This is a genomic window from Verrucomicrobiales bacterium (assembly GCA_016793885.1).
Classification (GTDB): Bacteria; Verrucomicrobiota; Verrucomicrobiia; order Limisphaerales; family UBA11320; genus UBA11320.
In genome coordinates this window covers 1-10,188 of record JAEUHE010000155.1, presented here as the reverse complement: position 1 = coordinate 10,188, position 10,188 = coordinate 1, and the positions used below count along the sequence as shown (strand labels likewise).

General features: G+C 58.1%; 10 protein-coding genes. 3 read left to right on the top strand and 7 right to left on the bottom strand.

Features of this window, described 5'->3' with window-relative positions:
• Nucleotides 1-277: 277 nt before the first annotated feature.
• Together JNN07_18360 and JNN07_18355 are read left to right on the top strand one after the other, a co-directional pair.
• The gene (locus tag JNN07_18360; protein ID MBL9169710.1) at nucleotides 278-1,300 is read left to right on the top strand and encodes a glycoside hydrolase family 5 protein; all 1,023 of its coding nucleotides are present in this window, start codon (nucleotides 278-280) and stop codon (nucleotides 1,298-1,300) included.
• Between the two features lie 109 nt (nucleotides 1,301-1,409).
• Nucleotides 1,410-2,054 (top strand): hypothetical protein, encoded by a 645-nt coding sequence (locus JNN07_18355; GenBank protein ID MBL9169709.1) that lies wholly within the window; start codon nucleotides 1,410-1,412, stop codon nucleotides 2,052-2,054.
• Nucleotides 2,055-2,531: 477 nt separating this feature from the next.
• Here JNN07_18355 and JNN07_18350 read toward each other — a convergent pair whose 3' ends face one another.
• From JNN07_18350 to JNN07_18320, 7 genes are all read right to left on the bottom strand, one after another.
• The gene (locus JNN07_18350) at nucleotides 2,532-3,110 is read right to left on the bottom strand and encodes a hypothetical protein (protein MBL9169708.1); all 579 of its coding nucleotides are present in this window, start codon (nucleotides 3,108-3,110) and stop codon (nucleotides 2,532-2,534) included.
• Nucleotides 3,111-3,195: 85 nt separating this feature from the next.
• Complete coding sequence (locus JNN07_18345) at nucleotides 3,196-3,546, bottom strand: DUF3024 domain-containing protein (GenBank protein ID MBL9169707.1); 351 nt, start codon at nucleotides 3,544-3,546, stop codon at nucleotides 3,196-3,198.
• 376 nt (nucleotides 3,547-3,922) lie between these two features.
• Nucleotides 3,923-4,633, bottom strand: coding sequence for a hypothetical protein (locus JNN07_18340; protein MBL9169706.1), 711 nt, complete (start codon nucleotides 4,631-4,633; stop codon nucleotides 3,923-3,925).
• Nucleotides 4,634-4,682: 49 nt separating this feature from the next.
• Nucleotides 4,683-6,035, bottom strand: coding sequence for a hypothetical protein (locus tag JNN07_18335; protein MBL9169705.1), 1,353 nt, complete (start codon nucleotides 6,033-6,035; stop codon nucleotides 4,683-4,685).
• 302 nt (nucleotides 6,036-6,337) lie between these two features.
• Complete coding sequence (locus JNN07_18330) at nucleotides 6,338-6,505, bottom strand: hypothetical protein (protein ID MBL9169704.1); 168 nt, start codon at nucleotides 6,503-6,505, stop codon at nucleotides 6,338-6,340.
• A gap of 117 nt (nucleotides 6,506-6,622) precedes the next feature.
• Entirely contained in the window at nucleotides 6,623-7,234 is a 612-nt protein-coding gene (locus tag JNN07_18325; GenBank protein ID MBL9169703.1) for a HupE/UreJ family protein, read from the bottom strand.
• A gap of 2 nt (nucleotides 7,235-7,236) precedes the next feature.
• Nucleotides 7,237-7,842: a HupE/UreJ family protein gene (locus JNN07_18320; protein ID MBL9169702.1), complete on the bottom strand. Its 606-nt coding sequence runs from the start codon at nucleotides 7,840-7,842 to the stop codon at nucleotides 7,237-7,239.
• 744 nt (nucleotides 7,843-8,586) lie between these two features.
• Here JNN07_18320 and JNN07_18315 point away from each other — a divergent pair.
• Nucleotides 8,587-9,612 carry an esterase family protein gene (locus JNN07_18315; protein ID MBL9169701.1) on the top strand — a complete coding sequence of 342 codons (1,026 nt, stop codon included), beginning with the start codon at nucleotides 8,587-8,589 and terminating at the stop codon, nucleotides 9,610-9,612.
• The last annotated feature ends 576 nt before the right edge of the window (nucleotides 9,613-10,188 follow it).

Genomic DNA, 10,188 nt, shown 5'->3' with positions numbered 1-10,188 from the left:
ATGAGTTGTATCTAAAACAGCTCGAACAACGCAAAGCTCCCATCGCAAAACGCGCTCGCCAGATCGCTCAAGAAATGGCGGCCTAACCTAAAAAATACCTTGATTGGTTCACCTCAGCTGTTGGCTAATTTCTTTGAACCCGCTGGGTTCGGGCCTCCCGCCGCCAAGGCTGGAAACTCGAGTCTTGCCCAACTTGTCCAGTCCGGGCTTGTGGAGATCAAGGTCAGTGTCCTGTGCCTCATTGAAGCTCTCGCGCCGTCTCAACGTCCATTCTTTCATGCACATTTCTCGCCGATTGTCGCTCGCGTGGTCTTGTCGTTTGCTTCCTTTGTTCCTGGCTTGCCTGTTCGCTGGCTGGGATCTCACCGCCGCTCCCGCGACGGTGGCCAGCCTCGGTCCCGGCGTGAATCTCGGCAATGCCCTGGAAGCGCCTCGAGGAGCGAACTGGGGAATCCAATTGGAGCCAGGGTATTTCAGCATCATTAAGAAAGGCGGATTTCATCATGTCCGCTTGCCGGTCCGGTGGTCCGACTACGCGGCCGCGCAGGCTCCGTACAGGATCGAACCGGACTTCCTGCAGAAGGTGGATGGCCTGCTGGATGAGGCGCAGCGAGTGGGATTGAAGGTGGTCCTGAACGTCCATCATTACGAAGGCATGGATCAGGACCCCACCAACCACGTCGATCGGTGGGTGGCGATCTGGCGACAGTTGGCCGAGCATTGTCAAAAGCGTCCCAGCTCACTCTTCTTCGAGCTTCTGAACGAGCCGCATGCCCGGCTCACCGAGGACGCTTGGAACCATTTCTTCCCGAGGGCACTGGCCGCAGTCCGCCAGACGAATCCTACGAGGATCGTGGTCGTGGGTCCGGGGAACTGGAATAACATCGGTGCTTTAAGCAAATTGAAGCTCCCGGAAAGCGATCGGAACTTGCTCGTGACGGTTCACTACTATCTCCCGTTCCCGTTCACGCATCAGGGGGCCGAGTGGGTGAAGGATTCCGACCGCTGGATGGGACGCAAGTGGACTGGCTCGGACGAGGAAATGCAGGCCTTGCGCAAGGATCTCGAGGGTGTCGCGTCTTGGGCGAAGGAACACGGACGTCCGATCTATGTGGGAGAGTTTGGGAGCTACCAAAAAGCCGATGCCGAATCGCGTTCGCGCTGGACGGCTGCGGTCGCTCGAGAATGCGAGCGGCGGGGTTTCGACTGGGCCTACTGGGAGTTCGGCGCCGGCTTCGGCGTTTACGATCGCGAAGCCCGCCAGTGGCGGGAGCCGCTCATGAAGGCCTTGTTTCCGTAAGTAGCTTCCTGCTCGTTTGGGTTGCGCCCGTTCATCGCTGTCTTCGTGTTTGTGGTTGCGGTCTTGACGAATCGCATTTGCTGTCGAGTAGAGTGCGCAAGAGAAATCTATGAAGCCCTTTTCCCTTCCGCGGTGTGGTGCACAGTTGCGTCGTTGGACTCCTCTTGGCCATCAGCTCAGGCTCCTCCTCCGTAGATCCGGATGGATGGGCCTGGTCCTGATCGCCGTAAGCAACTCGTTCGCAGCAAACGAAAAAGGCCTCGGTGGACGAGAGATCCGGCCGATTCTTAAGTCTTCCCCCCCTCGGGATAGTCGAGTGCGTCAGGAGGCGCTTGGCTTTTCTTCCCTTGCTCTCCTGGCCGATGATCCCAAGATGTTCGGCCAGGTTAAAGGAATTCCAGACTCTGCCCAGCCGAGGAATGACCTCAACCTCTCTCCTTTCAACGATTACGATCGTGTTGTCATTACGGCCATTCGAAAGAGTTGGTGGAGACTATGCAGGAAGTCTGCCCAAACGTCCAAGACGGGGCGCGTTGTTTTGACCTTCAAACTTCGGTTTGACGGAACGATCGGCGATCTAAAGGTTCAGCGGAGTGAGGTGCCTGAATCGCAAGTCATCCTCTGCAAACGCGCGGTTCTCGAGGCTGGGCCCTTCAAGGCATGGACTAAAGCGATGCATGAGAAGGTTGGAGCGGACAATCGCCCGGTCACGATGTCCTTTGATTACGAACCGGAAAAGTCAGAGAATCCCTAAAGGCGTAGGCTCGCGGTTGCTTTAGGATGTTCGATTTCGTTTTCGAGCTTCTAGGGAGTTGCGGATCGGAGTTCAGACCAGAAACGCCAAGGGTGACCACGGATTTCTCGGATGACACAGATGGAAAAGCATGGGGAGTTTCTCACCTTGCCGTTGGGAGCCCGAACCCGCAGGGTTCACAGACATTAGCCCGGGGTGCTCGCACCCCGGGAACCTTCAAAAATTTGGAGCATCGCGCAGCGATGCCACTGGCCTGAGGCGTGCGTATTCTGATCCGTTCGTCAGTCTACTCGCCGGCTGGTGGCACGCCTTTCCGGGTGCAGGAGAACGAGGGCCGACAGGCCGGGGGTGTTTCTGCTCGCCACGCCCCGGCTAATTTCTGTGAACCCTGCGGGTTCTGGGCGAGGGATTCAGTGGATCACTCGAGGAAGCAAGGATCTCCTACCTGGGAGGCTAGGGGGTAAGTATGGACATGGATCAACGATGGGGTTCGGTTGTCGATGTGGATGGCTGGGCCGCCGGACGCGTGGGGAGAGGCGCTGTAAGTTGCACCGTCGGGCTGGAGGGCCAACCCACCATCGCCGGACCCACTGCGAATGACGAGCTGCGCTTGCGCCAGCTTCGACCGAGATTGTTATCGAGAAAACCGACCAGCGAAGAAGGATCCCGCTCATAAATGAGGGGTATGCGCCACGCGACGTCGGCGCTCGGCACGGGAGGGGAAACCGACACCACCACGTTTGAACCCGCCTCCACGGCCACCCAGTCGCTGGTTCCTTCGCCGAGCATCCAGAGTGGGGGCCAGCCTTCCGCGCCTTGGAGCTGCACCGTCCCCACGCCGAATTGGATCCGCCGTCCTCCCGGGTTGGTGATCCTGAACAGAGCCAAAGTGCCTCCGGACGCATCGTTTGTTTGGCAGACATAGGTGACCATCAATTCACCCGCACCTGTCCCGGGCTGTCGGACGAGTGTCCAAATCAGGATGAGGGAGATCAGGCCAAGTACCACCCTCCGCATCCAGAGCTTAAGCCGTCGATTCTGAGCGAGGACTCTCATGGCATAACCGGGAGGATGGTGGCGGGAGCATTTAAGGGAAAGAAGCTTCGGAGCCGCGCGGGATTCGAAAGCGGAATGGCTTAACTCACCCGAAGAAACAGCCGTTGGAATCCTTTTTGACGATCTTCAGGGCGGCGGCGAGCGACTCAGCCTCCGGCTGCGGTGGATAACTGTGCCATTTGAGGTCGGCGCGTTTCCAGAACAGGAGCCAGACGTTCCGTCGGCGCACATATCGTATCTTGGCGATGGGTTCCTCGACAGTTTGGCCTGGGCGGTTGAACCGGGGCCTCACGAAGAACAACTCAATGGCGGAGGCCGAGAAGCGCTGGCCTTCGCGCATTAGATGGCGAAGGTTCAGCGGCGGACGTTTGGTTGACCAAAAATGCTTCTCTAAAGTGATCGTGTGCTGGGCGACTTCTTCCTGAGTGAAAGCCATAGATTTGCTTTGTAAAACGGCGTCCTATCCAACAACGCAACTTGCTGAAGTCTCCGATAGAGGGTTCAAGAATGGAAGGTCAAAGCATCCACAACCCACTGCCAGCACTTCGTTATTGTAGACGATGAGACTTCAGTTGGAGTGCTGAAATGGCCGTGTCCATGCTATGCGAGCCGGCGATATCGGGTAGGGCGAGATTTGACCGCGAAGCGTTCCGATGAGGATTATAGTTCTGATTTCCACTCGCGCCCTGGTAGGCCAGGGCCGTCCGTGCTTACCTCGTAGCCGCGTCCACAAGAGCCCATGCGTCATCGATCAGTTAGTGGCTTTCTTGGAGTTGTTCACTCATCTCCGGCAGGCGAGCGCGAAGGGGCTCTCATTTGTTCAGAATCTCCTCTGTGCTCCCTAGGCTCCTCCAGGTCTCCTTAAGCTCAGCTAGTTCTTGAGCCTCAATTTGCGTCGTCGGTTCGATGCCACGACCACTTCCGTATTCATAACGCCAGTAGCTCCCGTCGGAAGTGCTTATCCCGAGGTGAACTCGGGTTGAAGGATTTCCGTAACTCACCACCCACTCAATCCTGGCTCCATCCTTAGGACTTCCACCTTTCGGTTTCTCCATCGAGCGCCGGTTGGCTTGAAAGGAGGCGATGCGTTCTTCAAGCCTGAAGGGTTGGTCATGCAGCTTGCACCAAAACGTTCCTAGGACGATGCTGGACATGTCGTCTGCCGATACATTTCCCTTCTGCAGGAAGAACTGCGCGAGCGCAGAATTTTTTCGAAGACCCCATTCATTTCTCATCCACAAGCCCAGGCCCATGTGGAACTGAGCCATTTCGATTTCGTTTCGCATCGCTTTGATGCTGGCTAGATCACTTGAGCGGAGTGTTTTGGCTAATATCCGATGGGCGTCATCGAGGTTCGCAGGAATCTGTGCCCTGCTGGGATGGGAGGAAACTGAGGAACAAGACGACAGTAATAAGCCAGCAAGCACAAGGGCAATGCGGAGCAAAGCATTTGCCCATGGCGACCTTGGGTTGAGTTCTTCGCTAACTCCTTGCCGGAACTTCAAACGGTTTGCGTCGCGCATTCGGGAGATTAGAGTCTTTGAAGAGGATGTCATACCGGGACCTTTTTGCTTATCTCTGCCAACCTTCGATCTTGAATATCCGTTCAGCGAGCTTGCGTTCGGGACTAGCGGAGTCGGGCTGGAACCAGACTTCGAATCGGGCAGCATACGGCTTGCCCCAATCACCCTCATAGATTGTGAATCCCGCCTTGGTTCCAAATCTCTCTTCTGACTGGGGTGACCAAGTCATGCGGGTTTTCGATGACGCGGCAAGTCGGGCACTCGAAAGTGGCGTGCCCTGAGTTAGTTCGAAGGCCTTTAGGTAAACCGCGCCCGGCTCGCCGGGATTCAGAGCGTAAACCACGCCGTAGATGCCAGGTTGCATGCCGGTCAGCAATCGGAACGGGTGACGATTCGTGCCGGCAAGTTGAACCGCCAGTTGACGAGATTTCGCTCGAGCCTTCGCCAGGGTGGCTTCGGGTTGCTTCTCAAACTCTGAAAACTCGCTTTGAAGCGCGCTCAGGGTAGCCTTGGTGATGCGGCGCTCGGGTTTGCTCGATTGCTCGAAGATCTCGACCCACACCCCCCCACACTCAATCATCACCCGACTCTCATGTAGGTCGTTACCCAGCGTCAACTTAGGTGTCACTGATTTCGATCCTTCCTCCACATGCTGGACCTTATATCGACTCCATTGCTTTCGGTCCAGGCAGAGCAGGCAGCGAGTTTGGAAACGGGCATCCCCGCTGAACTCGGAGATGTAACCGTGCAGTGTATCTCGGGGTTCCCCTCCATAGCTCCAGCGTCGTGCCGCGAAACGGTTGCCCTGCTCGATGAATACATGCCAATCCGGCGAAGCCTCAAGGTAGTCAGATAATGTCTGTGCGTGGTCCGTTGCTGCCCGGCGCAAAGAAGGCATCTCCGGAGCGAACTCAACCTGGTCTCCTCCCGGGAGGGCTAGGGCTTGGCGGACAGCACTCTGGAATGGGTCGGTGCTCTCGTTGATTTCGAGCTTGTTCACGGCACTTTCGCCGCTCTCCGGTTCGGCGACTTCGATGTTCTCCGGAATCATCAAATTGTCGGCGAAGTGGTCCTCGGAGGGCCCGAACATCGAAGAAAAAAGCAAGGCTCCCAGAGCCAGGATTGTCAGCAAGCCCAATCCGCCCAGCCTCAACAAGGCGAATAGCGTCGCCTTCCATCGCCTTTCATAAAGTCTGACACCGCATTGGATAAGAAGGTAGACCAGGGCGACCCCCACTCCGGCCAGGGAAGGCCAAGTCAGGATTGCCAACCCCTTGAACGCTGTCGCTAGCAGCAAGAAACCCAATGACCCGCCGCCCAAGAGCAGTGGCATCCAGGTCCGCTGAGCGAAAAGTAGCCGGCCTTCACGGGGAGGCCCTGAGTTCGATGGTTCGGTTTCCATGGTACTTTCGGGCCCTAGCGTCGTTTACTTCCCTGAAAGGCGCAAGCAGGTCCACGAGCAAGTATTCCGAACGGCGTCTGCCTCCAATCCATCCCTTAGCCAGCCTGCCGGTTCAACCTCTTCCCCACCGAACGGAACGGGGCCCGAGTTTTAAACCGCGATGGACCCAAGGGACCCGATGGGGAACAACCGTCGGAAATTTCAAACGCCAAAACTAGTCCTTTCCTGGTAGGTTTCCCCGAACTCTGCACGCCTTCCAGGTTTCGCGTGGTTGGCTTGTTTAGCGGGCCATTGAGCTGAGGTTAATCACCTTCGCCCGGCTGGGTGGCGGTGCCGTGCGGGTTGTCATCCTTGGCCGCTTCGTCCTTCTCGCGCTGCCGATTGACGTCGCGTTGCCAGAGGAAGCCGACCAAACAGATGGCGCCAATTAACCATCCCGTCCAACCGAGGAATTCAATGATTTGCCACATTTGGTTCGATGTCAGTGATACTTTGAGGACGATAACCAGAACCTATCCGGACGGACCCTGTTCCAACGCGAACGGCGATCGGGGCTGCCAGCCTTTGATCTCCGGCTGTGGCTAAAGCTATCGCCGTAAGGCGAACGCGAGCACCATCACGCCGATGGCGATCATCCAGGATCCGGCAATCCGAAGCGCGATCTTGAACCATTTTGCCGCTCCCAGCAGACCCACATAGATGGCCACGTCAGCCACGAGGACGTTCAGACTGATCCAATTCGCCACCAGAACCTTGTTCGCCGAGGACGCCGAGCCGCTTTCCACGCGTGAATCCAGTCCCAGCGCCAACGCTCCACAGCCGAAGAGAGCGGTCAGAACACTCCGAGGAGGGATCTTCTCCAACGCGAGGAGGGCGGCAGGAACGAGGGCGATCCCGATGAGGATCGTCGGATGCACCGTCTCGACCCACCCGGTGGTCGTCAGAAACAAACCCAGGGCGGAGAGAGGAATGAAGGCGAACATGGGGAACCTCAGCTCGGATTGCTGGCCCCGTCCAGCCGTGAGGCCCAGCGCGAGCAGAACGAGCACATGGGTTGGGCTCAGCAGGGGGTGTAGGACTCCGTTGACGACATCTCCCGCTCCTGCGATCGGCGAATGGGCGTGAGCGATGCCAGGCAGGCCCGTCAAGATGAGGGCCACGAGTAATCGACCGATCCAAGGAAATGATGGCCTGACCATGGCTAAAGTAACCCGAACAGGAAGCCAAAGCCCACTGCGGCGATAATGCCGCCCCCCACGCGCACGGCAACTTTTCCCCAAGGCCAGCGAACCACCAGGCCCACCCCGATTCCGCACAAATGCAGCAATCCGGTGGCGATCACGAATCCGATGGCGTAGGCCAGGGCATTGTCCGACTTAGGCAGCTCGGTTCCATGTGCGTGTCCGTGGAAGATGGCGAAGATCCCGACCAGAACGGCAGCGACCCACAGGGGCGGCTTGAGTGCCAAGCCGACCATCGCTCCGAGCACCACCGCCGAAAGGGCGATGCCGGTTTCAACAGCCGGCAACGGCAGCCCTAGCACGCCTGCGGCACCGCCCAAGGCCATGACCACCGGGAATACCACCGGCAGCGTCCACATGGCTCGGGTGCCGAGAAAGGCACCCCACAGTCCAACGGCGAACATCGCCAGCATATGGTCGAGTCCGGTGAGCGGGTGCTTGAACCCACTGAGCACCCCACCGATCACTCCCGACTCGGTATGGGCCCCGGCGGTGGTGGGGAGCAGGATCAATAGGGTAAGAAACAAGGGGCCCCCCCGCAGGCAAGGAGTGGATGTCGTTTTCATGGCATTGATGAGGCTGCGTTCGGGGGAGAATGTAATCACGGCAGGCAAACCTTCAAGGACGGTCGGTGGGTCGACCAGCATTGCTTCTCCAACGTGATGGTGTGCTGTGCGATCTCTTCGTCGGTAATAGCCATATGCGTGCGTTAAAACGTGGTGCCCTATCAGCCAACTCAATTCGATCCAGTTTCCGATAGAGCAGTGCATAAAGGAAGGCCAAAGCATCCATCCCTCCGACGGGGGGGGATGATTAGAAGTGGGTGAGATTCAGACTGAATTCCGCGTGTGGGCTCCCGCGATGGTGCGGGCTTTCAGCCCTCGGCGTGTGTGAGGGATGGCCAGCTGGGGTTGGCACCCCAGGCTGGGATGGTGCTGGGCCTTTGGCCCGTGGAGTCTAACGCCACTGGTGGAGCCCCTACGGATCTGGGCTCACTCGTCTAAGCTGGGTTGCATCGGTCCAGTGAATCGTTGCCCTTGAGCGCCAACGGTGCGTCCCATCCCAGCCTGGGGTGACAAACCCCAGGTGAACATCCTCCGCCCATCAAGGGCTGAAAGCCCGGCACAATGCCACCGCTTCCGTCGCGAATTCACCACCATTCTCACCCACTTCAAAATCGTCCCCGAGGGGGGGCGGAGCGCAACCTGAATACTCACCCTCTTCAAATCCCACTCTCCCGACGGAGTCGGAATCCCATTGATCTCACTCATCGCTTGCCTCGGCTGGACTAGGCAGGCTACCAATCTCCCATGCACCCAGCTCAACTCCGCTCAAATCTGAACGAGCCTTGGCCCTTTCCGCGATGGACCTCACCGCTCCTCCTCCTGACCCTGATTCTGAGTTTCGCGCTTCCAGGGCTCGGCGCGCCCACCGACGATGTCTATCTGCTGGGGCCGGATTCACAGCCTCACGAAGGCGTGCCGCGAGGCAAAGTCATCGGCCCGCTGACCCTCGCCAGCCAGGTTTTCACCAACACCACCCGACACTACTGGGTATACGTTCCCGCCCAGTACAGCGCCAGCAAACCGGCCGCGCTCATGATCTTTCAAGATGGTCAGGCGTTCGTGAGAACCAATGGCGACTACCGGGTTCCGTTTGTCTTTGACAACCTGATCTACCGCCGCGAGATGCCGGTCACGCTGGCGGTGTTCATCAACCCTGGCCGACGTCCGGATCAGAAGGAATCCTCGCCCGAAGACTGGGGTGATCGGATCAATAACCGTCCGACGGAGTACAACGAACTCAACGATAACTACACCCGCATGATTGTGCAGGAGCTTCTGCCCACCTTGCAGAAGGACTACAACATTAGTGCCAACCCGGACGATCGAGCGATTGGCGGAGCCAGCTCGGGAGCCATCTGTGCGTTCACGGTCGCCTGGCATCGGCCTGATCAATTTCGCAAAGTGCTGAGCACGATTGGGAGTTTTACCAATATCCGGGGGGGGCACGCCTATCCGGATATGGTTCGTGCGAGCGAGCGAAAGCCCATTCGCATTTTTCTTCAGGATGGATTGAACGACAATCGAGGTCGCCGGAGGGATGGATCCTATGATCCGAAGTGGGATTGGCATACGCAAAACCGGCGGATGGTGAGCGCGTTGACTGAAAAGGGATACGACGTCAATTACTGCTGGGGTATCGGTACGCATTCCAACAAGCAGGGTGGGGCGATGCTGCCCGAGATGCTCCGCTGGCTCTGGCGCGACTACCCGCGTCCCGACGATCCCGCCGACGACTCAAATCGGAGCCTGCTGGGGCCAGCGACGCCCTAGATCGCCTGTGCTTACCCCGTAGCCGCGTCGTGAAGAGGCAATGGATTAGCGATGGACTCGATGGGGGGCCGTCGGAGTAAGAAAAGCAGGACTCTTCTTTCCTCTCGGACACCGCGTCCTTTGCGTCCATAGCGGTTCAACATCCCCCTCAATCGAACGGGACCGGAACCCAAGTTGTTGCCCACGGATCACGCGGATCACACGGATGGGAAGGAAAGAGCGGGGACCATTGCCGACGCTTTGTAGATACGCAGAGAAGACAAAGTGAAGGCCATGGAGAACCGGGATCCCATTCGTAATCGTATTCGACTCAACAGGGCTTCCTAGAGAGGGGGCGCTATGGAGCGCGGAGACATGTCTCCGCTTTTCCTACGCGCGACGGAGTGGCTGGGGGTGTTGTAGGTTAATGGGTGAGCGGGAGGGGATAGGGTGGCGTGAAGGAAAAGCGGTGTCGTGCCCTGAGCATTACCCACAAGTTCGGAGGGCTTCCTCCCTATCCCAACGGGATTGCGCCTCAAAGCCCAGGGTTGGGAGGAACGAGCTACCCTGGGGAAAACGCCATAGAATCCACAACCC

Excerpts from the sequence above, each read along its gene's own strand:
- JNN07_18360 (MBL9169710.1), top strand. The coding sequence starts at position 278 with ATGCACATTTCTCGCCGATTGTCGCTCGCGTGGTCTTGTCGTTTGCTT.
- JNN07_18355 (MBL9169709.1), top strand. The coding sequence starts at position 1,410 with ATGAAGCCCTTTTCCCTTCCGCGGTGTGGTGCACAGTTGCGTCGTTGG.
- JNN07_18350 (MBL9169708.1), bottom strand. The coding sequence starts at position 3,110 with ATGAGAGTCCTCGCTCAGAATCGACGGCTTAAGCTCTGGATGCGGAGG.
- JNN07_18345 (MBL9169707.1), bottom strand. The coding sequence starts at position 3,546 with ATGGCTTTCACTCAGGAAGAAGTCGCCCAGCACACGATCACTTTAGAG.
- JNN07_18340 (MBL9169706.1), bottom strand. The coding sequence starts at position 4,633 with ATGCGCGACGCAAACCGTTTGAAGTTCCGGCAAGGAGTTAGCGAAGAA.
- JNN07_18335 (MBL9169705.1), bottom strand. The coding sequence starts at position 6,035 with ATGGAAACCGAACCATCGAACTCAGGGCCTCCCCGTGAAGGCCGGCTA.
- JNN07_18330 (MBL9169704.1), bottom strand. The coding sequence starts at position 6,505 with ATGTGGCAAATCATTGAATTCCTCGGTTGGACGGGATGGTTAATTGGC.
- JNN07_18325 (MBL9169703.1), bottom strand. The coding sequence starts at position 7,234 with ATGGTCAGGCCATCATTTCCTTGGATCGGTCGATTACTCGTGGCCCTC.
- JNN07_18320 (MBL9169702.1), bottom strand. The coding sequence starts at position 7,842 with ATGAAAACGACATCCACTCCTTGCCTGCGGGGGGGCCCCTTGTTTCTT.
- JNN07_18315 (MBL9169701.1), top strand. The coding sequence starts at position 8,587 with ATGCACCCAGCTCAACTCCGCTCAAATCTGAACGAGCCTTGGCCCTTT.